General features: G+C 48.9%; 21 protein-coding genes. 10 read left to right on the forward strand and 11 right to left on the reverse strand.

Annotated elements, in window-relative coordinates:
• The first annotated feature begins 906 nt into the window (after window positions 1-906).
• The gene (locus BZG82_RS16760) at window positions 907-1,698 is read left to right on the forward strand and encodes an LTA synthase family protein (protein ID WP_443216486.1); all 792 of its coding nucleotides are present in this window, start codon (window positions 907-909) and stop codon (window positions 1,696-1,698) included.
• Window positions 1,699-2,100: 402 nt separating this feature from the next.
• On the opposite strand, the gene BZG82_RS13795 is transcribed toward BZG82_RS16760, so the two are convergent.
• Window positions 2,101-3,150, reverse strand: coding sequence for a glycosyltransferase family 9 protein (locus BZG82_RS13795; protein WP_077766092.1), 1,050 nt, complete (start codon window positions 3,148-3,150; stop codon window positions 2,101-2,103).
• 96 nt (window positions 3,151-3,246) lie between these two features.
• Here BZG82_RS13795 and BZG82_RS13800 point away from each other — a divergent pair, with 96 nt between their 5' ends.
• Together BZG82_RS13800 and BZG82_RS13805 are read left to right on the forward strand one after the other, a co-directional pair.
• Complete coding sequence (locus BZG82_RS13800) at window positions 3,247-3,648, forward strand: diacylglycerol kinase (protein ID WP_077479625.1); 402 nt, start codon at window positions 3,247-3,249, stop codon at window positions 3,646-3,648.
• A 73-nt stretch (window positions 3,649-3,721) separates the two neighbouring features.
• Window positions 3,722-5,551: a DUF3413 domain-containing protein gene (locus BZG82_RS13805; protein ID WP_077766093.1), complete on the forward strand. Its 1,830-nt coding sequence runs from the start codon at window positions 3,722-3,724 to the stop codon at window positions 5,549-5,551.
• A gap of 77 nt (window positions 5,552-5,628) precedes the next feature.
• Here BZG82_RS13805 and BZG82_RS13810 read toward each other — a convergent pair whose 3' ends face one another.
• The 3 genes from BZG82_RS13810 to BZG82_RS13820 are packed head-to-tail and all read right to left on the reverse strand — an operon-like array spanning window position 5,629 to window position 7,987.
• Window positions 5,629-6,579 (reverse strand): biotin-dependent carboxyltransferase family protein, encoded by a 951-nt coding sequence (locus BZG82_RS13810; protein WP_077766094.1) that lies wholly within the window; start codon window positions 6,577-6,579, stop codon window positions 5,629-5,631.
• Window positions 6,564-7,259: a 5-oxoprolinase subunit PxpB gene (gene pxpB, locus BZG82_RS13815; RefSeq protein WP_077766095.1), complete on the reverse strand. Its 696-nt coding sequence runs from the start codon at window positions 7,257-7,259 to the stop codon at window positions 6,564-6,566. Before pxpB ends, BZG82_RS13810 begins: the two co-directional genes overlap by 16 nt.
• Window positions 7,256-7,987, reverse strand: coding sequence for a 5-oxoprolinase subunit PxpA (locus BZG82_RS13820; RefSeq protein ID WP_077479629.1), 732 nt, complete (start codon window positions 7,985-7,987; stop codon window positions 7,256-7,258). Before BZG82_RS13820 ends, pxpB begins: the two co-directional genes overlap by 4 nt.
• A 288-nt stretch (window positions 7,988-8,275) precedes the next feature.
• Here BZG82_RS13820 and trpS point away from each other — a divergent pair, with 288 nt between their 5' ends.
• A complete protein-coding gene (trpS, locus tag BZG82_RS13825) occupies window positions 8,276-9,313 on the forward strand; it encodes a tryptophan--tRNA ligase (protein ID WP_077479630.1) in 1,038 nt (345 codons plus the stop codon).
• Between the two features lie 221 nt (window positions 9,314-9,534).
• Entirely contained in the window at window positions 9,535-11,205 is a 1,671-nt protein-coding gene (locus BZG82_RS13830) for a methyl-accepting chemotaxis protein (RefSeq protein ID WP_077479631.1), read from the forward strand.
• A 61-nt stretch (window positions 11,206-11,266) separates the two neighbouring features.
• Here the strand turns inward: BZG82_RS13830 and BZG82_RS13835 are convergent, their stop codons facing one another.
• From BZG82_RS13835 to BZG82_RS13845, 3 genes are all read right to left on the reverse strand, one after another.
• Complete coding sequence (locus BZG82_RS13835; protein WP_077479632.1) at window positions 11,267-12,571, reverse strand: MFS transporter; 1,305 nt, start codon at window positions 12,569-12,571, stop codon at window positions 11,267-11,269.
• Window positions 12,572-12,732: 161 nt separating this feature from the next.
• Window positions 12,733-13,089: an NADH:ubiquinone oxidoreductase gene (locus BZG82_RS13840; protein ID WP_077479633.1), complete on the reverse strand. Its 357-nt coding sequence runs from the start codon at window positions 13,087-13,089 to the stop codon at window positions 12,733-12,735.
• 56 nt (window positions 13,090-13,145) lie between these two features.
• On the reverse strand, window positions 13,146-13,532 hold the full coding sequence (locus BZG82_RS13845) for a hypothetical protein (RefSeq protein ID WP_131825053.1): 387 nt from the start codon (window positions 13,530-13,532) through the stop codon (window positions 13,146-13,148).
• A gap of 187 nt (window positions 13,533-13,719) precedes the next feature.
• On the opposite strand from BZG82_RS13845, the gene BZG82_RS13850 reads away from it, so the two are divergent.
• From BZG82_RS13850 to BZG82_RS13860, 3 genes are all read left to right on the forward strand, one after another.
• A complete protein-coding gene (locus tag BZG82_RS13850; protein ID WP_131825054.1) occupies window positions 13,720-14,886 on the forward strand; it encodes an ABC transporter substrate-binding protein in 1,167 nt (388 codons plus the stop codon).
• Entirely contained in the window at window positions 14,883-16,718 is a 1,836-nt protein-coding gene (locus tag BZG82_RS13855) for a diguanylate cyclase domain-containing protein (protein ID WP_077678397.1), read from the forward strand. Before BZG82_RS13850 ends, BZG82_RS13855 begins: the two co-directional genes overlap by 4 nt.
• 171 nt (window positions 16,719-16,889) lie before the next feature.
• Complete coding sequence (locus BZG82_RS13860; RefSeq protein WP_077479637.1) at window positions 16,890-17,429, forward strand: histidine phosphatase family protein; 540 nt, start codon at window positions 16,890-16,892, stop codon at window positions 17,427-17,429.
• A gap of 75 nt (window positions 17,430-17,504) precedes the next feature.
• Here BZG82_RS13860 and BZG82_RS13865 read toward each other — a convergent pair whose 3' ends face one another.
• Window positions 17,505-18,932, reverse strand: coding sequence for a 6-phospho-beta-glucosidase (locus tag BZG82_RS13865; RefSeq protein WP_077766096.1), 1,428 nt, complete (start codon window positions 18,930-18,932; stop codon window positions 17,505-17,507).
• Between the two features lie 230 nt (window positions 18,933-19,162).
• Here BZG82_RS13865 and BZG82_RS13870 point away from each other — a divergent pair, with 230 nt between their 5' ends.
• A complete protein-coding gene (locus BZG82_RS13870) occupies window positions 19,163-20,050 on the forward strand; it encodes an aspartoacylase (protein WP_077766097.1) in 888 nt (295 codons plus the stop codon).
• Between the two features lie 79 nt (window positions 20,051-20,129).
• A complete protein-coding gene (locus tag BZG82_RS13875) occupies window positions 20,130-21,524 on the forward strand; it encodes a sensor domain-containing diguanylate cyclase (RefSeq protein WP_077766098.1) in 1,395 nt (464 codons plus the stop codon).
• Between the two features lies 1 nt (window position 21,525).
• On the opposite strand, the gene BZG82_RS16335 is transcribed toward BZG82_RS13875, so the two are convergent.
• The 3 genes from BZG82_RS16335 to BZG82_RS13885 all read right to left on the reverse strand — a co-directional run.
• Window positions 21,526-21,813, reverse strand: coding sequence for a hypothetical protein (locus BZG82_RS16335; RefSeq protein ID WP_131825055.1), 288 nt, complete (start codon window positions 21,811-21,813; stop codon window positions 21,526-21,528).
• A 75-nt stretch (window positions 21,814-21,888) separates the two neighbouring features.
• Entirely contained in the window at window positions 21,889-22,149 is a 261-nt protein-coding gene (locus BZG82_RS13880) for a glutathione S-transferase N-terminal domain-containing protein (protein WP_232112068.1), read from the reverse strand.
• A 92-nt stretch (window positions 22,150-22,241) separates the two neighbouring features.
• On the reverse strand, window positions 22,242-24,049 hold a 1,808-nt coding region (locus tag BZG82_RS13885), incomplete at its 5' end, for a PAS domain S-box protein (RefSeq protein ID WP_206744450.1).

Genomic DNA, 24,049 nt, shown 5'->3' on the forward strand with positions numbered 1-24,049 from the left:
GTATAAGTATAAGGTATGTATCAATATCGCTTTCGTTTTTTATTTATAATGAGTTTTCGCTATATATTGCCAGGGCTTGCCATTCTCACTCTTGGGCGGCTGGCATTATTGTGGTTTGTGAATACTGACATCGAACTGGACACACGCGTTCAAGATTTACTTAGGGCATTATGGGTTGGATTCAGATTTGACGCAAAAATAGTAGCTATAGGTTTTGCTCCATTGATACTCGCTGGCTTATTAAGCCTCACCTCGGCACGTTTTTTCCAAAAAATAACAAAAATCTCGAGTTGGTATGCGTCTGTCATCTATGCCTTAATGATCCTAGCCTCTGCAATAAATGTTTACTACTTTTTAGCATATGGTAACCATCTTGATGTATTCCTATTTGGTTTGTTTGACGATGATATTCAAGCAATCATGGATACGCTTTGGCAAAGCTACCCATTATTCTCAGGCGTTATGGCCACAATTATTATCGCATTTTTTCTCGGGCATACTTTTTGTATAAAATACAAATCATACAACTCAAATGAACGTTACCAATCCCTGTCAATAAGATCACATATCATGTATTGCATGGCGATAGCAGCGTTTGTTGTTGCTTATTTTATCGTCGCTCGCGGTTCGATAGGATCACTACCACTTAAACGCTATCATGCTAGTGTATCCGAGCTGCCATTACTAAATGCAGCAGTTCCCAATGCTTTTATGGCTCTTGATTGGGCACGGAGTGATTATCAAAAACAAGAGATCCTCTCCTCGATAGAAGAAAAAGAATTAAGAGAACAAATGTTTGCTGTGCTTGGCAAATCCACTCCCTTTGAAAGAACATTAAATAACGACTATTTAAAAAATAACCCGCCTCATGTCGTTATGACTTTGATGGAAGGCATGGGGATGAATATGTTGGTTGAGGATGATAAAGAAACTAATGATTTATTGGGAAGGCTGCGCCCTTACTTCCAACAAGAATTCGTTTTTACGCGTTTCTTAGCCAGTACTTCTGCCACTATTGATAGCATCGTCATGATGCTCTTTCACAGTGACATCCCCACAATAAGCCACTCAACTTATAGTGCAAAACCTCTGTCAGATAGTGCCATAGAACCTTATGAGCGTTCAGGATACCAAACCATTTTTATCTATGGTGGCAATGCAATGTGGAGAAATCTATCACGTTACCTTCCGTTGCAAGGATTTGATCACGTTTACGACGAAAACACAATTATCGATACATTCCCCGCAGCGAAAAAAAGTGCCGGGACATGGGGAGTCGCAGATGAATATACTTTCAAGTTAGCACAAAAAATTCTTGAAGAAGCATCCAAACCAACCTTTATCTATATAATGACGGTGACGAACCACTCCCCTTTTTATGTGCCAGATAACTATCAAGCGAAGCCRGTCGCTGCGAGCCCACGATTAAAAAGTCGAGTCCATGGTGAAACAGTTGAAGTAAGTACTATGTTAAAAGCCTACCAATATGCTAGCGATGCTTTAGGCGGTTTCATAGAGGCAATTGATGACTCACCACTTTCTGAGCGCACTATTATTGCTGCAACAGGGGACCATCATTTACGATTTTTATCAAAAGGTGCACAGAACGAAATTGCACTGAATTATGCTGTTCCATTTTTTCTTAAAGTACCAAAAAAAATTCTAACTCAAACATCTTATTNCATCTTATTATTATGACCCAACGCGTATCGGCTCACACCGCGATATTTTCCCTACGCTCTATCACTTTAGCTTATCCAACTCGCTATACTCGAGTTTAGGCGGAGAAAACTTGCTTCRAAAACAGCCTGTCTCTAATTATGGCTACAATAACTCTGTAGTTATCAACTCGCAGGGGGTATATCGTCTATCATCGCCTAAAAAACTCTACCCTTGGCGTTCATTACTAACTAACGAACGCGAAGCTGTCACAAATTCAGAGCCAAACTGGGGTAGAAGCTATCAAAAGCTTCAACATAACTTTCTAAGATTTAGGGTTAACGCCAACAGTGAAAAACATGCGCTGATACGTCCCACTACGACGAATAAGTAAAACAGAAGCGCGTAGGTGGCGCCTTATCATCAACCTACGCGCTAACCTCAGTGATATTGCTTCGCCATCATGGTTTCAAACGCGTCGATCACCTGCTGTGTATCAATGGCAGCCATCACATGATCGCCTTTCACCCTAGTGCTCCATGCTAATTGCTCAACGGGCTTGCCATGTTGCTGTTCAGCAAAGGTTTCATAGACACTGACTACATCCGCGAGGTTGTTATAAGGGCCGGTCCGCTTCGGATTACTATGCCCGTAAAGACCTAAAACGGGCGTGCCTTGCGTGGTTGCCATGTGCGCGGGGCCAGAATCGGGGGCTAGCACCGCATCGGCACGTGCGAGCACCGCGGCCAATTGCTTGAGACTTGTTTGTCCCACCAAGTTAATCAGTGGTACGTTGGCGTCGGCAATAATGCGGGCGGCCAGCGTTTTTTCACGCGCTGCCGGTGAACCACAGAGTACCACCTGATAACCTTTACCGACCGCGTAGTCGGCAAATTCAGCATAGCGCTCTGGCAGCCAGTTACGCTCATCTTTACTCGCGGCAGGACTGATCACGACAGTGGGCTTGTCACCGAGTTGCGCTTTGGCAAAGGCATGATCGTCTTCAGAAAGTGGTAGTTGCCACTGCGGCTGCGTAACTGGCACACCCAAATATTGAGTGAAGGCGAAAAAGCTATCTAACACATGGCGAGATTGGGTGTCGGGGATCCGTTTATTGGTAAACAGCCACTGTCCCTCTTTCGCTCGGTGGCGGTGAAATCCCACGCGATAGCGCGCGCCGATCCCCACAGTCAATAAGCTCGCGCGTAAAGCAAGCTGCATATGCACTAACGCATCAAACCGGCGCCCTTTCAGCTGCCGCCAGACGTGACGCATGCCTGCTAATCCCGCTTTTTTATCAAACACCACCAGCTCCACCCCATCAAGCCCGGCTAAAAGCTGTGCTTCAACTTTACCAACCACCCAAGTGATCTGCGTCTGCGGCCAATGGCGCTGCACGGCTTGAATCGCCGCGACCGCATGACAAACATCGCCAATCGCAGATAGGCGTAAAAAACACAGGGAGCGTGGGGCGTGAGTAAACAGAGGCATAACAAATTCCAATTAAGTTATCGCGCCGATTATGCAGTTGGCTCGGTTAAATGTAAAATGCCAGCCTATCGATCAAATTGTTACGAGAATGTATTTATGGGCGCTAATACATCCCCCTCAGAAAAGCCGCGAGGGCTGATACGTATCATTAAAGCCACTGGCTATTCTTGGGCTGGATTAAAAGCGGCATATCACCATGAAGCCGCGATCCGTCAAGAAGTTGTATTGTTGGTTGCGGCGCTAGCCGTATTACTCTGGCTACAATTGCCTGTGATGGAATCTTTGATGATGTTCGGCGTCATTGTGTTAGTGATTATCGTCGAACTGCTTAACTCCGCCATTGAAGCCGTGGTCGACAGAGTGGGTGAAGAGCGTCATGAGCTCAGTGGCAGAGCAAAGGACATCGGCTCTGCGGCGGTGTTTGTCAGTTTGCTTTTAGCAGGTGTAATCTGGCTTACCATCTTATGGCATCACTTTGGTGTCCTACTTATTCGATAACACACATCGTCATACAACCCGGCAACGCGTCCATTATGTTGCCGATTGATTAACTTAACTGTGATGAGAAATCATGTCTTTTAAATCGCGACTTCAAACACACAGCTGGTTCATCGCCATTAACGCCCTTGTGTTAATGGCAATAGCCAGCCGCTACTTTGCGTTTCTACCTAGCTTTCCCACAGAACCACTTGGCATCACCTTTATCGTGGTCAGTACCTTTAGCCAAATGGCCTTACTTGCCGCCATTGTTGGCTTGATAACACTTCCGCTGCTATTGCTGCCCACCAAGGTGCGCCAACCGTTGCTCGCCTTGATTGCGTCGGTGGGTGTGATCACGCTTTTCATCGATACCATCGTGTTTGCCCAGTACCGATTCCATATTAATGCCATGGTGCTGGATTTGATCCTCGCCGGGCAAATTGTCAGCTTCCCGCTGATCACTTGGCTGATGGTAATAGGTGGCGTGATTGCCTGCCTCGCCGCGCAATGGGCACTTTTGGCTTCGTTGTCGCGCACACGTTTTTCCCACCAGCACAAAGTCGGCAAAAAATTTGCGCTGCTCACGTTTCTTACCTTGCTTGCCACCCACGGGATTCATATTTGGGCCGCTGCCTATGCGTACCAACCCGTGACAACGGTGAAACGTTATTTGCCACTTTTCTATCCAGCCACCGCCAACAGTATGATGCGCAAAAATGGTTGGATTGATGAACAAGCTCTAGCGCGCCAAAAGGCGATGGATGTAGATCGCGAAGCCGACCTTAACTACCCACTTTCACCATTAGAAACCATCCAGGTTGAACAACCGGTAAATATCATGTTTTTGGTGGTTGACTCATGGCGCGCCGATACCTTCAATGCTGACAACACGCCCAACCTTTGGGCACTGGCACAAAATGGTCGTACCTATTCACATCACCTTGCGACGGGGAACGCCACCCGTACCGGCATTTTTGGCCTGTTTTATGGCATGCCGGGCACCTATTGGCATAGCTTTCTTGCCAATCAGCAATCACCGGTACTGATGGATCGTCTGCAGGCGCTCGATTATCAACTGGGTATTTTTACCGCCGCGCAATTGGAAAAGCCGGAATTTAACCAAACCGTGTTTGCCAAGGTAGCCGATTTACGTAACGGCTCTGAGGGCGACTCTCCCGCCGAGCTAGACGCAGATCTCACCCAAGATTGGATCCGTTGGCACCAAAAGCGTGACCCCAACCGTCCCACCTTCTCGTTTTTGTTTTACGATGCGCCACATGGCTATGATTTTCCTGCGGACTTTACCCCCAAGTATCAGCCGATGCTGGACGAAATTAACTACCTCAAGCTAAATAACGAGACAGACCCGACACCGTTTTTCAATCGCTATAAGACCAGCGTGCGCTACGTGGATAGCTTGGTGGCCAAGGTCATTGAGGAGCTAAAACAAAGCGGAGAGTTCGATAATACCTTGATTGTGCTCACTGGCGATCACGGCCAAGAAATGAATGACAACCAGCTGAATTTTTGGGGGCATAACAGCAATTTTACTGACCCACAAATTCACGTGCCTTTCGCGATGATAGGCCCCGGCATCGAGGCAAAACAGGTCGATACCGGCAAACAACTCACCAGCCACCAAGATGTTGCGCCTACCCTAATGAAGCATTATTTGGGCGTAACCTCCGATCCAGCCAGCTATGCGATTGGTCATGACTTACTTGCGCCAAATCCTGGCCAAGATTGGGTGTTATCGTCAAACTACAGCGGCTATGCGTTAGTGACCGACGACACTATTTTAGAAGTGGGTGCAGGAGGGCAATATCAATACATGGATAACACCAATCGACCCATAGAAAACGCATCACCTGACTTTGCGCAAATGGAAAAAGCCCTCGAGCAAATCAGCCGTTTCCGCTAGTCCGTCGCTTGCACGTTAAAGCCTATCCGTTTATGAGCCTCTGTCTTCCAGAGGCTCATCTATCCATTTTCTGCAGGCTATATCCAGTCAAAAAACTGCACAAACTCCTGCCATTGCGCCGATGCATCCGCCAGCCGCGCTGGATAAAAGCGCACGGCCTGACCGGGTGGCGTTTGCGCCAACATGCTCAAGCTGGCACGGGTTAAACAGCCAAGCTTAGGATAACCACCGAGTGTTTGCCGATCGTTGAGCAACACAATCGGCTGACCATCCGGGGGTACTTGCACGGCGCCGAGTGCAATGCCTTCGGAAACAATACCCGGTTGCTTGCTCACGACGCTCGGTCCATTGAGCCGCACGCCCATACGATCACTGTGCTGATCGACTGTGTATTCACCATCAAAAAATGCCGTTAGCGCCTCGGCGCTGAAGCTATCAAATTGATACCCCGGCACAAGGGCTAGCGGCGTCAGGGCATTGTAGTCAGGAATAAAACGGGTTGGCACACCGCGCACCCTCGGCAACAGCGCATGCGGTCGGCAAGGCAACACCTCTCCTTTGGTGAGCGCCATGCCTCCCGCCTGTTCACCTAATCCGGAGTGCAGGCCGCCGAGTTGATTGCGCATCACCGTCGCGGCACTGCCAAATGCGCTATCGACCGCCCAGCCGCCACACACCGCGAGATAGGCCCGCAAACCACGGCGCGCGTAGCGTAAACGCAATTCATCACCCGCATTTAGCGTCAACGTCTGCCACATACCCACGCGCTGACCATTGATACAAGGTTGCATGTCTGCGCCGGTGATGGCGATCGACATCGCGTGGTCAGCACGAAAACGTGCTTGACCCATGGTTATCTCGACAAGCGGTGTATTGGCGGGGTTATCGAGTAAATAATTCGCCCAAGCAAAAGCGTGGCAATCGACCGGCCCGCCTTGGCTTAAGCCAAGCTGGCCCACCCCGTAGCGCCCTGTGTCTTGCACCAAGCTCAATACGCCGGGGTCGAGCACCGTTAATCCTGCCACCATTGACCTCCTGCCGCGCGGTAATCAGACTCTGACATTGGCTCAAAACGGACGGTATCACCTACATCAAACGGCATCATGGGCGATTGACGGGGATTGAATAGCACCTTGGGACAGTTACCAATAATTTGCCAGCCTGCGGGCGACGCCGCCGGATACACCGCAGTTTGCTGTTGTGCAATGCCCACACTGCCGGCGGGGATCTGATGGCGAGGCGTGGTATGCCGCGGCATGGCTATCGTCTCATCCACCGACGCAAGAAAGGCAAAGCCGGGCGCGAAACCAATCGCACAAACGGTGTAAGTTTGTTGGCTGTGTCGCGCAATCACCTCTTGCTCACTCACGCCAGCAAACTCGGCGACCGCAGCCAGATCGGGCCCAACCGAAGGGTGATAATACACCGGCAATATCACGTGTTTTCCGCCCACGGCGTCATCGGTGACTCGCAGTGATTCGCCTTGGTTCATCACCCACGTTTTCAACCTGTCTGGTGACAGTAAGCGAACATTCACTTCTACCAGAACGCTGGTGTAGGCAGTAATTAATTCAACCACACCACGGCCAAAGTGTTGGCGGATTCGCTCACACAGCGCAGATAACTGTGGAACTAAGGCAAGATCGATCTTATTGCCCAACCGGATCATTACCGTGGTTTCACTGACCTGCTCAACCTTGAGTGTCATGGTGTTAAGGCCTTTCTGAGTTGTTTTATCGCCTCGACCGATTGTGGATTATCTCCATGCACACACACCGTATCCGGCGATAGGGTGAGCGTTTGCCCCTCAAGGGTTGTCACCGTGCCATGTTGAGATAGCTGCAACACCTGCGCAATCATCGCGTTAGCGTCATCTAACACCGCGCCCGGTTGACCGCGCGGCGCTAATTGCCCTGACGCCAGGTAGGCTCTATCAGCAAAGGCCTCAAAAATCAGCGGCACACCGACTTGTTGGGCAAGCTGGCGATGCTGACGGTTATCAGGCAATGCCAACACCATTAATGGCGTATTGGGCAGCGTATCAGCCACCGCAGCCAACACCGCTTCAAAGCAATCATTGTCCACCATCATGGTGTTATACAGCGCACCATGGGGCTTCACATAATCAAGGCTCGCATTAAAGCGTGCACAGATCCCTTGTAACGCGCCAATTTGATAGCGAACAAGGTGACTAATTTGTGCAGGGGTATGATCAATATGACGGCGGCCAAAGCCCTGCTTATCGGCGTAGCCGGGATGAGCACCAATACTCACATTGTGCTTTACTGCGAGTGCCACCGTGGCCGCCATTACATCAGGATCTGAGGCATGAAAACCACACGCGATATTGGCCATATCAATCCACGGCATTAGCGCGCTATCCATCCCCATCGACCACGCACCAAAGCTTTCACCCATGTCTGCGTTTAGTTTCATCACTCCCTCGATTTCACTGACTTTGCTTTACCTTACGGCTTTTTAACCCGCGGATAAACCAACAAAATAGTCAGGATGTGAGTCTTGTGTCGTACTCATAAGACTGATAGTTTAAACCACTATGAAAACGGTATTTGATACACACACTCTATTGATTTTTCGCACCCAGTGGTGGCGCGCGCTTTAGCGTGCCATTGAGTCTGGGTATTCATTGGCCGCCGGTAGGCAGTCAATGAGTCGTTTTCAACTTCCCTGTCTCCGTCGGCTTTTATCCTCAAGGAGACACCAATGCACCCCCCCTACTCTATCGACAAAAACGCTATCGACAAAAACGACGTTATTCTGACCGGCGATCGCGCCACTGGCCGCTTACATCTTGGTCATTACAGTGGCTCACTTAGCCAACGACTTGCGTTACAAGGACAATGTGCTCAAACCATTCTGGTCGCAGATATGCAGGGATTAACCGACAATGGTCATCAACCAGGTCACGTCGCCACGCATATTTTAGGCTTGGTCGCGGACTATCTCGCGGTTGGGCTTGACCCTGATAAGGTCACAATTTGTCAGCAATCCCAACTTCCTGCGCTCGCAGAACTCACCATGTTTTATAGTAATTTAGTGAGTTACGCACGACTGGTCCGCAACCCCACGGTAAAACACGAAATCAACGACAAGCAGTTTGGACAGCAAGTTCCCGTCGGTTTTTTAACCTACCCAATCAGTCAAGCCGCCGACATCACCGCATTTGGCGCTAACCTCGTGCCAGTAGGCGATGATCAACTTCCTATGATCGAGCAAACCAACGACATTGTGCGCAAATTTAATCACGTTGTCGGCGAGCCTGTATTACGCGAATGTCGTGCACTTACCAGCAAAGCATCGCGCTTGCCGGGTGTTGATGGTAAAAGCAAGATGTCAAAATCTTTGGGTAACGCCATCTATCTTAGCGATGACAATGACACCATACGTGACGCGGTGCGATCCATGTACACAGACCCTCAACACCTACGCGTCTCAGACCCCGGCCGAGTCGAAGGCAATGTCGTTTTTACCTATTTGGACGCTTTCCACCCTGACGCTCAACACGTCGCCGAACTCAAAGCACATTATCAGCGCGGAGGTCTGGGGGATATGACAGTGAAAAACGTGTTGACCGATAGCTTAATCTCCCTGATATCGCCCATTCGAGAACGGCGAAAAGCACTCATGAACGCCCCTGATTACTTGTCAGATATCCTAAAAGATGGGCAAAAAAAGGCGCGTATACAGACAGAACAAACATGCCAGAACGTTAAGCGTGCATTGGGCCTGCTTGTGGGATAAAGAGGTAAGAGGGGTGAGTGAAAAATGGCTTATACTTACTTACCAGTGATGAATCAGATAGTTATCGCAATCTCTTTTGCATAACGAGTTAGACAGATGTAAAAGATTGCAGAATGTTTCCCAATCCACATCAAATAAAAGGGCTTTTTGCGCGGCAAACGGAAAAAATGTCTTCCATACTTTAGCGAATTCGAAACCATAATTAACACAAGGTATCCGGTATGTTGAAGTTAATGCTGCGCGGAAAGCTCTTAGTGCTTGCCATCGTACCCTTGGTATTATCCATTCTCGTTACGTTATTTATCACTACCTATTACGAGCGAGAGCTGGTCGAAGAGAACATTGCCACTTTTCGAACCAAATTAATTGATGAGCGAAAAATGCAGCTTCGCGAAGCCACAGAAATTGCCGCGACTGTAGTAAAAAACGCACAGCAAGCGGGCGGTGATGCCACACAAAATGTTAAAGATGCACTTCGCGAAGTGACCTTTGGTAAGGCAGGCTACTTTTACATCTACGATAAACAAGGTAACAACGTATTCCATGCCTTAAAGCCAGAGCTTGAAGGCCGGTCCTTGATCAATCTTACAGATCCCAAGGGCAACAAAATTATTGTAGGCCTGCTCGAAGCGGCGCAAAGCGGTGATGGCACCTTCACCTACCTCTATCAAAAGCCGGGTACCAATGAATTGATCGAAAAGATTGGCTATGCCGATATGGTCAATAACGGCCAATGGATGTTGGGGACCGGGGCGTACATTGACGATATTGAGGCACGCGTTGCCGGTTTCCGCGAAAATGCAGAACAGGCTTTAGCGGCACAAACTGCGCGCATGGTCATTGCGGGTATTCTTATTTTGATCATTACGTTCGTTGCCGTCGCCTTTGTTGCCCAACGGATGTCAATACCGGTGAAAGACATGCTGGACAACCTCAATGATATTGCCGACGGTGATGGCGACCTGACCCAGCGCCTGAAAATTAAAGGCAGTGACGAAATTGCTCTGCTTGGGGATGCGTTTAACCGCTTTATCGACAAGCTGCAAACCACCATCCGCAGTGTGGTGGATGTTACGGAAAAAGTGAGCCACACCGCACGCACGATTGACGAGCAAACCCAGATGGTTGCCACGCAATTACAGACTCACGATAACGAGACCGAGCAAGTGGTCACCGCTGTTACCCAGATGAGCTCGGCTGCGCAAGAGGTGTCACAGAACGCCACCCAGGTGGCTGATGCCACTAGTGCAGCTACTGACGACGCGCGTCACGCCCAAGAGAAAGTTCAGTTCTCGATCACCTCGATGCAAGCGCTGGTCGAGCAAATGAATACCTCGAGTACGCATGTGGATTCGCTAAATGAGCAGTCCCATAAGATTACCGGCGTGCTTTCTGTGATTGGCGATATTGCTGAACAAACCAACTTGCTGGCACTTAACGCTGCCATTGAGGCCGCACGTGCAGGCGAACAAGGTCGCGGGTTTGCGGTGGTCGCTGATGAGGTGAGAACCCTCGCAAGCCGCACGCAAAAGAGCACTCACGAAATTCGCGAAATGCTGGATGAGCTACAGTCGTACGTCAATCAAGCTGTAGATGGGATGAAGCAAAGTAACGATACCTGCCAGCAAACCTCGGAGGCATCCAACGAAATTGGTAGCGGCATTGATTCGGTGAGTAACGCCATTACCCAAATCAATGACATGACCAGCTATATTGCCTCGGCTGCCTCGGAGCAAACCACGGTGACCGAAGACATTCACCGTAATCTGGTATCGATTCGCGACATTGTGAGCCAGCTACTCAACGCCAGTAATGACTCGTCACAAGCGGCAACTGACTTAAACCAGACAGGCGAAGAGCTCAAACGTCTGGTGAGCCAATTTAAGGTTTAACCGGCAACACCAGACCAAAAGGCGCTAATCGCTAGCGCCTTTTTCTATTCCGCCCGCCGGCTTATCTTTCTACTTCTGGCAGCGCGCGTGCCATCAATGCACCCAGCAGGCCAAGCGCCGATAACACCGCAATCACCACCATCAACCCCCACTGGCTCAACCATGCCGTGACGCCACCCATGAATAAGAGCATGAAGCCAATCAACGTATTGCTAACCGAGACATAATCGGTGCGCTGATTGCCCTCAGCCATATTCACGATGTAGGTTTTACGCCCAAGCCGCACACCCTCGTGAGCAATGGTCAGGACAAAGTAGACGCCAGGCAGTACCGACGCAAAAGAAAACAGCGCGGGATACCACTGACCGATACTCACCACCACCAGCCCCAATAACGCCGTCACCACGGCAGCCATTATCATCACTTGGCGGCTAGACCGATCGGCAAACAGTCCCCAAAAAGGGGCCGACAACAAACTTGCGATGCCACTAATCGCAACAAAACTTGCGGTGGTGATCGCTAACGCTTGGCTATGCTGACTAGCTAACAGCACATAATAGGGCGCGGATAGGGCCGAACAGAGTAACAGTGAACGGGTGATCACAAAGTGGCGTAGGCGTCTATCATCCACCAATAAGCGCAGTTTAGAAATCGCATGCGTGAGCGCATTGGCACCACCTTCAGTGGCCCCTTCGTATTCATCCACTTGGCTGTAAACCGCCGCGGCAATCCACCAAAGCACTGCGCCGAACGCCAATAGCGCGCAATAGACCCACACATGCTGTTGATCCGAGACACTGAATAATCCGACACCGGCGGCAATCGTCACCGCCCCCGCCAAGCTTGACGACCACCCATTCAAGCGTCCTCGTTGCGGCTTAGGAATGGTTTTCCCTAACACATCTTTCGAGGCGACCGAGCACAAGCCTCGCGCCAAACTAAATACCACCAGCAAGCCGATAATGCTCCAGCCGGCTACCTGACCGGTTAAAAGTAACGCAGCGATCGCCATGGCTAGGATACACGCCCCTTGAATGACAGAGCCCGCCACCCATGCCCACTTACGTACCGCAAATTGGCGGACATAACCGGCGATACCCAACTGAGGCACTAACGAGCCCGCCTCTCGTATGGGCACCAATAAGCCAATTAACGACAAGGGAGCACCAACCGCGGTGAGAAGCGCTGGCAAGACAATTTTCGGGTTAGATACCGCGTCGCCAATTTTGGTGAGTCCTTGGCTAACGATGATGCGGAAAAAATTGCCCGGAACCTCACGGCACGCACTGCCATCAATGTCTTTACAGGCACGCGCATCTTCTTCATTAAAAAGTTTTTGGTGTAAGTCATCCGCTAGTTTGTGCACGCTTTCTCCCAGTCTTTTTTGTTTTTATTCTGCCCATATTGGCAAGGTACGGCAAAATCAACGTGATAATGTTCATCATGGCGAACCCAAGACCGCCGCGTTGAAAACTGAATATGTTGCTTTAAATACTGCCCATACTGGGTATCGTACAGTGTTGGTACTTACTGTAAGTCTTTATGGCTCAAGCGCGTAAGCCAATATTCACGATAGCGAAAATAGCAATAGGTCGAGGCAAACAGGAAAAACAAATACGAAAGCGAAAAGACCAAAGGCGAGGTGATCAACGCATGTTTTAACCCGAGCAGGACACCCGCCGCCGTCACTGCAATCTTAGCGACCACCCCGAGCAACAACAAAAACAGCGCAAACTGGGGGTAATGGCTGCTACGAAACGTGATCCAATAGCAAGCACCCACCGCTGTACTAGCGACGCACAGCCCAAGAAGATAAGAATGGAAATGCTCACCCGCCAGCACACCGCCGACTATGGTCAGCACGAGAAGAAGAATAAATGCCATGTTTCCTGCCTTTTTCTCTATTATGCCACTGGCTGGCTAAGGGTGAGAGTGAAGGCTTAAGAGAGTGCGACACCGCTTGCAGGTTGGGTGCACATAGATGAAAGAGTGCGGGATTTTACCGTCATAATGGCGCCGTAACGTTGTGTCAGCGCATCCACCGAGATCACTTGCCCTTGGCGTTTTACGCTGACACGTGTGCCATAGTCGGCTCCGATGCGTCCAGCGCCCTCATCCGCGCTACCCACATAGGTGAAGCATTCAATCGCTAAATCCACAATCCGAAACTCGCGACGACGCGCACTTAAAAGCGCTACCCAACATTTTGCTGCCAGTACTTGTTGTGGCGTTTCTGCCCGTACCGCAAAGCGCCAACCCTCACCGTCACCATAAAAATCCATCGGGAAATGGCGCTTTATTCTCTTTTTATCGTTATAGGTTTTCATCTTTCAATTGTCGTTTTTTTCGTCACCAGTAATGACAATCATCGTCATAATTACTGCATTATCATGCCCTATCGTCCAACGCTTGCCTAATCAAATTTACTCGATAGTGCCCAAGCGTCTAGCAATTAAACATGTAAACTATGAATAGCCTCGCAACCTCACTTATCGCAAAACAATCATCATAATTTTGTCGCGAAAATACCGAACCACATCATCATTCTTAATATATCTAGCTAAACTATTATTTGTACTGGGAGATTTTCATCAACGAGGCCGCGAGAGGATGCAAAAGAAGATAATGCGTTGTCTGAGCGTGTTTATCAGTCTGATCATCATGCTGAGTGCTTCTGCAAAGGCAGAGCAACCTATACGTGTTTTATTCATCAATCCAGGGCATGCGTCTGAAAGCTTCTGGCAGGAAGTCGATCAATACAGCATAGCCGCTGCGGACGCTCTTGGGATCGAGTTAGATATCCGCCACGCCTCCCGTAATCACTTTGCGATGCGTCAAATACTCTCGGCGAGACTGAATAAGCCCCCCCTTCCCAACTATGTGATCATTGTGAATGAAAAGCTGGCAGCCAATCACCTTTTTCCGATTTTACGTCAACACCCGATTTACGTTCAGGTCATCTTAAATGACATCGATGCAGAAGTGCGCGCAAACCTGTTAAGCGATCCTCACTGGCAGCAATATTTGTTACCCAGCGTGATCCCAAATAATCGCTATATTGGGGAGAAAATTGCTGAGGCCATGGTAAAAGCTGGCCACCAACAACCCGGCGAAGCGGTTATAATATCGGGCGATCTCAACACTCCGGCCTCTGTTGCCCGCGAAGCTGGCGCTCGCGACTATTTCAAAAGCCATCAGCAGATTGAATTAATGCAAGTCGTTCATGGGCAATGGGATGAAGCAATAAGCTATGAACAAATGGGCACGTTGCTGCAACGTTATCCAGCGTTGAGATACGTTTGGACCGCGAATGATCATATGGCATTTGGCGCCATCAAAGCGGCGCAAGAAATGGGGAAAAAGCCGGGTGAAGATATTTTTTTCGCGACAGTGAATACGTCAGCAAAGGTTCTATCGCTGAGACAGCAAGGTATTATCTCGGCACTGGGCGGCGGACATTTCTCTGCGGGAGGCATAGCACTTACCCGTATTTATGCCCATGCAAATGGCCTTTCATTACCGTTATTATGCGCTGACCAGTTGTTCCAGTTGATAGAGCCCAACACACCCTATTTTTCTTTTTTACAGGCCGATGCTTGGGACCATATCTCTTTCAAAGAAATGGCTCGTCAACAACGCTCGCACTGCGGTGCTGATAAAATGGAACGGATCAACCAGTGACCCAATTCGATATCAATTTAAAAGGTCTCCAAGCTCGTATCGCGTTTGTGGTACTGGCGCTCAGTTTGCTGTTTTCTATCGGAAGCACGCTATCTCAGATGTATCTTAACTACCAACGTGCGGTAGCCACCTCGACCACACTAATCGAAAGTCGCAGCACGGACGCCGCGCGTGTGATTAGTCATGCGCTCTGGGTGGTCGATTTAGAACTCGTACGTCGCAGTGTTAAAGGGTTGTCGATGATCCCAACCGTTTGCCGCGTTGAGGTAAAAGGCTTTGATGGCACCCAGATCAGCGAAGTTAATAGCACGAGTAGTCATTGTGATGCCAATCATCAAGTTCTTTTAAGCGTGCAGGGGAATAACATCGGTACGCTGAATATGGTACTCAATCGCTACGAGGTAAAACGGGAGGCGCTTGATAGTGCGACTCCTCTCGCACTCGTCCATTTTACTGAAGCATTCATCATCACTATCATCGTACTTTGGGTGGTCAACCGACTATGTTCTCGACCACTAAAGCAGTTAACAAATTCTTTGGACCGGTATCAATCAGAAAAAACCAATCAAAGCTGTGTACCTGTAAGCTTGATCCAACGCGGCGATGAGATTGGTAAGGTGGCGCGTTCCATCAACGCCATGCAATCGCGTATCCGCGATGACTTTCTGCAAAAGCGTATTACCGAGCGAGAGTTAAGACAACATCAAACATTGCTGGAAGAACAAGTCGAACAGCGTACCAAGGCACTCAATTGGCAATCAAACGCAAGCTCTTTGCTCGCAGATATTTCCATTCAGTTTCTAAGCTCTGACTCCCACAATATCACGGAAGATGTTGAGCAAGTGCTCCCCAGCATGGCAAAGCTTTTGGGGGTAGAAGCAATCAGCTGGTACGCCTTCGATGCCTATCGCGCTGAGCGTCGTTGCTATTGGCCACAGGAGATTACCTTCGCCCCAGATGTGGTCGACCTAAGTGAAATGCACATGATCAAGCGTTGGCTTGCGGATACAGAAGCGCTGGTGGTTCCCCATGTCGGACAGTTAGGCGAAGACGCTATCAACGAACGAACTTGGTTACGCCATCGCGGCATTCTCTCTATTGCCGCATTTCCGCTAACTGACGGCCGAAAAAGCTTTGGCATGATCACAGTGGCGAATCGCCATTTACCCTTTATTTGGGATAACAACAAAACACTGTTGCTCAAACGCTTTGCGACTGCAATCAGTGAAGTCATGATCCGCGAACGCAATCATGTTGCCATGGAGCAGTTACAAGAAGAATTGATCATTGCCAATGAGCGACTGAAAGTACAAGCAGAAACCGACGACTTAACCCGGCTCATGAACCGCCGCCCGTTTAAACGTGAGCTCAGCAATCATATTTACGACGGCATCAAAAAAAACCATCCAGTCGCGGTCATGATGATCGATGTCGACCATTTTAAAGCCTACAACGATGAGTATGGACACTTACAAGGCGATGACGCACTCACTCAAATCGCGCGTGTTTTACTCACCCGTACCCAAGAGTATGAAGGCACGGTTGCACGGTTCGGGGGAGAAGAATTTGCCATCACACTTCCCCCTAAGCATGCCGCACAGCTCGACGGCTTGGCCAATGCGATTCGCGATGATATTACTGAACTGGCAATGACGCATGAGAAAAACCCTGATGGCGATTATGTCACTGTCAGTATCGGCGGGATCATCACGATACCGGATGATGAGACATCAGACTCCTATCTGTTAGAGGCCGCCGACCAACAACTCTATCAAGCCAAAGACGACGGCCGCGATTGCATTAACATTCTCGACCAGCGAGAGGAAAAATAGCGAGCCAGCTCACGCCCGTTTGCGAGCAACCATCGACATTCATGACAGGACGATGACGGTATGCTACAACGCCAACATCATGGTGTGGCAGCTGTCTTTGCAATGCCCATCGATAAGCGCATCCGCGCAACATAATAATAAATTGTTATCGACTCAAGAAAAGGAAGCCCTATGAAAGTCGTTTTTATCCGTCATGGAAAAACCGATTACTCACTGGCAGACGCGCGCCAAATGAGCCAGTTGGAAAAAGACTATGCCCCCTTGCAGCGTGAGTGTATTCCCGACATTCAGGCCTTGGCCAATCATCCTAGCTTACAGCAAGCAGAGATTATTCTGTCTTCGCCCTACACGCGTGCATTACAAACCGCTGAAATCCTCAATCGTCAGCTGCAAAACCCGTTGTTTGTAGAACATGACCTACGCGAGTGGCAAGCGGATATCAAAGGCAGCTATATTCCCCTTTCAGAGCGCGATAGACGCTGGCTTGAGTATCGCGAGCTATTTGCCAATGGCAACGAGGTTACCAACGCAGGCTATGAATCGGCAACCTCGTTACACCGCCGCGTCAGTGCCGTGCTCGATAGCTATCAAACCTACTCAACCATTGCCGTTGTCGCCCACTTTAATGTGATAGAAGCGATTGTGGGGTATCGCGAACAAGGCATTGAATACGGCGAAATTATCGAATTTGATTATCAGCCCGGTCAATAACAACCTTCTCACGCAGAGATAGACGCCTCGAGTACAGTAAAAAGGGACGCCGCATGCGTCCCTTTGCCATCACCACTATTCTGTCAGGCCATTATTGGCAATCACGCTTTGATACCAGTAAAAGCTCTTTTTGCGATGACGTGAAAAGTCACCACTGCCATCGTCATGACGGTCAACATAAATAAACCCATAACGCTTGCGATACTCCCCTGTGGTAAACGAAACACAGTCAATACAGCCCCAAGGGGTGTAACCAATCACATCCACCCCATCTTGTGAAATCGCCTCTCCCAACGCCTCGATGTGTTGTGATAAGTAGCTGATACGGTAGTCATCGTTAATCTCGCCCGATGCCTCCATCGTATCCAGCGCACCTAAGCCATTTTCCACCACAAAAATCGGTTTCTCGTAACGTTCATAAAGCTCAGACAGCGCGTAGCGCAACCCCTTAGGGTCAATTTGCCACCCCCAATCAGAGGCGGGTAAGTGCGGATTCAAACGGCTGGCGCTAAATAACGCATTTTCATCTTCCTCGGGTGGATTGGCATCGACAATGTTGGTCATGTAGTAACTGATCGCCAGAAAATCCGCGCGGCCATTTTCTAGAATTTGTGCGTCATCGTCGTCTATCGCGACCTGAATCCCTTTTGCAGCCCATTGTGGCCAGATGTAATGAGGATAGTGGCCCCTAACCTGCACGTCGCTGCATAAATATTTATCTCGCATCGCGCGTTGAGATGCCAGTAGATCATCAGGATGGCACGTTGCCGGGTACAGCGGCATCATATGGATCATGCTGCCAATTTTAAAATCTGGGTTAATGACGTGGCCCAGCGCGACCACTTTGGCACTCGCCACGAATTGATGGTGCAGCACCTGATAAAGCATCTGCTCGGGGTGATCGTGTTCGGTAAAAATGACCCCTGAGTTACAATAGCCGAATAGCGGATAGTCCCAATTAAGCTGATTGTTAATCTCGTTAAAGGTAATCCAGTAGGTGACTTTATCGCGATAGCGCGTGAACACCGTCTCGCAAAAACGCACAAAGCAGTCCACCACTTTGCGGTTGGCCCAGCCACCATACGCTTTCACAAGGTGATAAGGCATTTCGAAATGCGACAGGGTGATCACCGGCTCGATTCCCTGCGATAACAAGTTATCAATCAAGCGGTCATAAAACGCTAATCCCGCTTCATTCGGTGTGGACTCGTCACCGTTTGGAAAGATCCGCGACCATGCAATCGAGGTTCTGAAACACTTAAATCCCATTTCCGCGAATAAAGCAATGTCTTGCGGATACCGGTGGTAAAAATCAACCGCTTGGTGATTCGGATACGCCTCCCCAGCCTCAATGGTATCGGTCATCTTTCTAGGTACGCCGTGCTCACCTTTGGTCAACACATCGACAATGCTGATCCCCTTGCCATCGGCGTTCCAACCCCCTTCCACCTGATGCGCAGCCACGGCGCCGCCCCAAAGAAAGTTCTCAGGAAATTTACTCATGTATCACCTCTTATCCGTCTTCGTCGCTAGCCTACCCCGTTCAATACTGCTGAAGTGTGAACTGAATCTAAAGTTAATTGATAGTTAATATAGTTGCTGGAAACAGTCACGTCAGAATGAATAAAAACGCAAAAACAAAGACAATTTATTCTGTTAACTTATTTCGCTGGCAGTGATACGCTTAAGTGATATACAACGGATTCCGTTTGATCAGCCCACAAGGAGTATCAATGAGCATTTTTAGTCAGGTCGCGATTGTTGGTGGCACCCATGGCAATGAATTCAGTGGCATCTACGCACTTAAACAGTGGCAGCAGAATAGCGAGACGGTCACACGAAGCAGTTTTTCTACTGAGTTATTTTTCGCAAATCCCTGCGCATATCAAGCCAACAAGCGCTATCTCGATTGTGACCTTAATCGGCAATTTGATCCCAAGTTACTCGCTGATCAATCACTTGCTAACTATGAGCAGAGCAGAGCCAAGGTACTCAACCAGCAACTCGGCCCCAAAGGCGATCCGCGAGTAGATTTAATTATTGATTTGCACAATACCACCAGCAATATGGGCCCGACGCTAATTTTATTGACCCTAGATACCTTCAATACCCAGTTAGCCGCCTATGTCAGCGAACGCATGCCCGATGCGGTTATCTTAGTCGAAGATCATATTGAGCCCATTCAGCAAGCCTTCTTGTGCTCGGTAGCCAAACAAGGTGTGATCGTTGAAATTGGCCCCCAACCTCAATCGGTGCTGCGCCATGATGTGATGGAATCGATGCATGAAATGACCACGCATATTCTTGACTTTGTTCATTTATTTAATATCGACCAAGTGCCTGAATTGCCGGGAAAGATCACTGGGTTCCGTTACACAGAAACACTGCACTTACCTCAGGATGCAGCTGGGGAACGCATTGGTATGGTACATCAACATGTGCAAGACAAAGACTTTGTTCCGGTGAATCCGGGGGATCCACTCTTTATCTTGTTTGATGGCAGTGAGCAAACATGGCAAGGCGACTATGTTGCTTACCCACATTTTATTAATGAAGCTGCGTATTACGACAATAACATCGCCATCTCGATGGCAGAACGTATTGAGATCAACACCAAGTAATAAATCCATCAATAACACGAACAAGCACTGGGTTTTGTACTACGCTTAAGCTATTTCCGGCAGACGTATAGAGCCAGTTGTGAACAAGGCAATTGAACATCATAAAGACGTTGAGACGATACTGCCCTCGCTGTTTCGTAATCTAGATACCGCCGTTGTAATAGCCGACACGCAACGGCGCATCCAGTTTTTAAACCCCGAAGCAGAAGCCCTGTTTGGTTGTACACTAGAAAGTGTGAAAAATACCAGCACGCGAGTGTTGTACGCCGAGCAAGAAGACTTCGATGCTAAGGGGCGTGAACGCTTTAATCCCGAGGCGGAGCCCTATTATCACAATGTTTACGTAGTAAGATACAAAACCGCCGATGGTCATGTGTTTCTGGGGGAAACTCACGGTGGTCCAGTGTGCGATGATAACCAAGAAGTTATTATGTACGTGGCCTTTATCCAAGATATCAGCACGCGCGTTGAAGTGGAATCAGCCCTTAGCCAACTGCATTCCATTACCTCGGCGCGCAATCTTGACTTCAGCAAACGCGTGGAGCGTATTTTATCACTGGGTTGCAAACACTTCGGGCTACCCATTGGCATTCTTAGCCAAATCGTCGGTCAACGCTATACCGTCCAACAAGCCATTCATCCCGAATGTGCGATCCAAGCCGGCCAGGTATTTGATTTACAAACCACCTATTGCAGTCATGTCTATCAAGCCAATGAGGTCAAAGGATTTCATCATGTTGGCAACAGTGATATCCGCTCACACCCCTGTTACCAACATTTTGGTTTAGAAGCTTATATTGGCGCCCCCATTTTTATTGATGGTGAGCGCTATGGCACCCTAAATTTTTCTAGTCCAGAGCCGACTCGACCCTTTATTCCACAAGATTTCGAACTGTTGAGACTATTTGCTGAGTGGGTGGGTCATGAGCTGGCGCGACTACGTGATTGGGAAGCGTTAGAACATGCACAGCAACTGCTTGAGATCCAAGCCAATACTGACTCGCTCACCCAACTCTATAATCGCCACTATCTGACTAATGCACTGACCAAGGAACTGGCGCGATGTGAACGTTACAAAAATCCACTGACACTGGCAGTCGTCGACTTTGACCATTTCAAGAATCTCAATGACACCTATGGCCACCGAGCTGGTGATATCGCGCTCCAGCGCTTTGGGAATATTGTCAGGGAAGAATCACGAACCAACGACATATATGGTCGCTGGGGCGGGGAAGAGTTTTTGTGTGTGCTACCGGAGACCGATATAGACGGCGCGAAAGTGGTACTCCAACGTCTCGTCGAGCGCGTTCACGCCGAAGTCATCCATGTGGATGGGCAAGCTATACGTTGCACCATCAGTATCGGTTACACCCATTTTGTGTCACAAGATACACAAGATACGATCATTCAACGCGCGGATACCGCACTCTATAAAGCAAAGAAAAATGGCCGGAACCGAATCGAGCAGGCGTGATTCAAGATCGCTGTTTTCGGGCCCAAGTCACATAATCTTGGATGACAGGTTCTGCGAGCAACAGATCAAGCGTGTGGTAGGAGCGGCCTAACTGCTTTTCACTAAATTGACGATGGATAAAGGCATGGCAACGTCGGCATACCCAGATACCATGCTCGCGCATGTAGGCACGGGAAAAGCGTTTGGTAAACCACTTATTGTTATGGCAGGTTTTCGGGATCAGGTGATGGAAGGTCAGCGGACGTTGGTGCTGACAAATCACACAGGGTGTTGAAGAAGGTGGTGGCATTGGCATCGCGTGATTGCACAACGAATGACGGGGACATCGCCCAAGCGACGTCCCTTTCAGTATCAAGCTAGCACCTTACGCGAAGTTGTCACGCAAGTATTCAATGATATCGTCTGACTCATACATCCAGTGCGTCTCACCGCCTTGGTCTATACGCAGACAAGGTACCATGCCTTTGCCGCCTTCGGTTTGCAGGCGCTGCCACTCTTGTGGATTCGCATTCATATCCACCAGCGGGATATCGAGCTTTAACTCCGCCATCACCGCACGAACTTTATGACAAAATGGGCAGTGCTCTTTGTGATACAAGCTTAGTGCGTTCAAATCAGCCATCATGTTTCCTTTTTGAAAAAGCGGCCAAGGGTGTGCCGCTGTTTACTGTCATTGTTTATCCCTAATGATGGCATTGAAGACGGTATTGATGCTAGTCATCCACTCGCTTTGTTGGCACTAAATTGCGACAACCGCTCGACGAGTGTACGGGTTTCATCAATGAGACCACTGATCTCTGACGCCGATGCGGTGGTTTTTTGTGCCAGCGCACGCACCTCGTCCGCTACCACAGCAAATCCTCGGCCCGCATCCCCTGCCCGGGCAGATTCGATCGCCGCATTGAGGGCGAGTAAATTGGTTTGGTCAGAAATGCCGTTAATCGTCCCTGTAATGGTGCCAATGCTATCTAGAATTTGCACCATCGACCCATGGGTATCGCTGATCACCGCGTTCCGTTCACTCACATCAGAGCCATAAACGATCGTTTTGGAAAGCTTTCCATCGTCATCTAACACAGGTGACATGACAGCTTCTACCGTCACATGCTTTTGCTCATGTTCACAGGTAAAATGCTGCTGGATAACTTGGCCAGATTGAAGACGTTTTAGATCGTAATCACCGACTAACCCTTTTAAGTCACGGTAACGGCGTTGGCATGCCTCCAAACTCTCTTCCCCAAGGGCATTTAAGCCATGACTATTAATCAACTCAAAATGTCCTTGCGAGTCACATTCGATCACGATGTTACTTTCGGAAATCGCTTTTAAACGGGCATCATTCTCCACTGCTTCAGATTTGGTTGCATTAACATTCGCCTGCACAGAGATATACCGCTCGACTTGACCATCATGACCAAAAATGGGGTTAATCGATAACGAAATCCAGTAAGGTTCACCCGCTTTGGTATAGTTGAGAATTTCTTCGTAAAAAGGCTGGTTATTGTCAAGGTTACGTCGAATACGCGCCACGGTTTCTGGGCTTGTGTTTTTGCCTTGCAATACATGCCCCGGCTTTTTGCCAACCATGTCCTCTAGGGTATAACCCGTCATATTGGTAAACCCAGGATTCACGTACTCAACCAAGCCATTGGGGTCGGTGATAATCACTGAGTTATCCGTCCCATTAGCCACCAGTGACAACACCTTGAACTCTTCTTGCTGCTTTTTCTGCGCGTCGATGTCTTTCACAAACGCGGTGTAGAGAATATCACCGCTGTCGAGTTTGACCCGAGATAGAGATAGGTTTGCCCATATCGTTTGGCCGTCAAAAGTGTGTAATTCAATGTCGCGTGACGTACCCACGATTTTATCTTGACCGGTTTCCCTGTTCGCATTCACAAATTGATCATGCTTAGGTTGGATTTCAGCAGGCACCAGCATTTTCACATTTTGGCCTAACACATCGTCTCGCTCACATCCCCACAATGCTTCAGCCGCTTTATTGAAAAAGATCACTTCATTCTTGCTGTTAATCGTGACGACCGCATCAATACACTGTTCGAGAGTTTGATTAATGATTTCTTGCGACTCTTTCTGTTTGCTGATGTCTTTTACAAACGCGGTGTAGTGGATATGCTTTCCAACTTTAACTTTCGATAGCGAAAGGTTACACCATGCGATACTGCCATCTTTGCGTTCAACCTGAACATCGCGTGATGTGCCAACAATCTTATCTTCACCGGTATTCCGGTTATTATTGACATAGTTGTCGTGATTCGCCTGATACATTCTCGGCACCAGCATTTTCACGTTTTTGCCGAGCACTTCTTCGGGATGATATCCCCACAAACGCTCAGCGGCGGGATTGTAGTAAGTGATGTTATTGTGGTGGTCAATCGTCACAATCGCATCGATGGCTTGATCGAGGACTTGCTGTAGTGCACCCTCACCCTTTCTTAGTAACTTTGACTTAAACATGGCAAGCCCTCCCATTAACATTATTAATACAAATATCAGTACTAATG

It is taken from the genome of Salinivibrio sp. PR5, from assembly GCF_001996085.1.
In the GTDB taxonomy this organism is placed as follows: domain Bacteria; phylum Pseudomonadota; class Gammaproteobacteria; order Enterobacterales; family Vibrionaceae; genus Salinivibrio; species Salinivibrio proteolyticus.

What these genes read in the sequence shown, in the direction of transcription:
- BZG82_RS13795 (WP_077766092.1), bottom strand. Translation starts at nt 3,150, where the DNA reads ATGCCTCTGTTTACTCACGCCCCACGCTCCCTGTGTTTTTTACGCCTA.
- BZG82_RS13800 (WP_077479625.1), top strand. Translation starts at nt 3,247, where the DNA reads ATGGGCGCTAATACATCCCCCTCAGAAAAGCCGCGAGGGCTGATACGT.
- BZG82_RS13805 (WP_077766093.1), top strand. Translation starts at nt 3,722, where the DNA reads ATGTCTTTTAAATCGCGACTTCAAACACACAGCTGGTTCATCGCCATT.
- BZG82_RS13810 (WP_077766094.1), bottom strand. Translation starts at nt 6,579, where the DNA reads ATGGTGGCAGGATTAACGGTGCTCGACCCCGGCGTATTGAGCTTGGTG.
- pxpB (WP_077766095.1), bottom strand. Translation starts at nt 7,259, where the DNA reads ATGACACTCAAGGTTGAGCAGGTCAGTGAAACCACGGTAATGATCCGG.
- BZG82_RS13820 (WP_077479629.1), bottom strand. Translation starts at nt 7,987, where the DNA reads ATGAAACTAAACGCAGACATGGGTGAAAGCTTTGGTGCGTGGTCGATG.
- trpS (WP_077479630.1), top strand. Translation starts at nt 8,276, where the DNA reads ATGCACCCCCCCTACTCTATCGACAAAAACGCTATCGACAAAAACGAC.
- BZG82_RS13830 (WP_077479631.1), top strand. Translation starts at nt 9,535, where the DNA reads ATGTTGAAGTTAATGCTGCGCGGAAAGCTCTTAGTGCTTGCCATCGTA.
- BZG82_RS13840 (WP_077479633.1), bottom strand. Translation starts at nt 13,089, where the DNA reads ATGGCATTTATTCTTCTTCTCGTGCTGACCATAGTCGGCGGTGTGCTG.
- BZG82_RS13845 (WP_131825053.1), bottom strand. Translation starts at nt 13,532, where the DNA reads ATGAAAACCTATAACGATAAAAAGAGAATAAAGCGCCATTTCCCGATG.
- BZG82_RS13860 (WP_077479637.1), top strand. Translation starts at nt 16,890, where the DNA reads ATGAAAGTCGTTTTTATCCGTCATGGAAAAACCGATTACTCACTGGCA.
- BZG82_RS13865 (WP_077766096.1), bottom strand. Translation starts at nt 18,932, where the DNA reads ATGAGTAAATTTCCTGAGAACTTTCTTTGGGGCGGCGCCGTGGCTGCG.
- BZG82_RS13870 (WP_077766097.1), top strand. Translation starts at nt 19,163, where the DNA reads ATGAGCATTTTTAGTCAGGTCGCGATTGTTGGTGGCACCCATGGCAAT.
- BZG82_RS16335 (WP_131825055.1), bottom strand. Translation starts at nt 21,813, where the DNA reads ATGCCACCACCTTCTTCAACACCCTGTGTGATTTGTCAGCACCAACGT.
- BZG82_RS13880 (WP_232112068.1), bottom strand. Translation starts at nt 22,149, where the DNA reads ATGATGGCTGATTTGAACGCACTAAGCTTGTATCACAAAGAGCACTGC.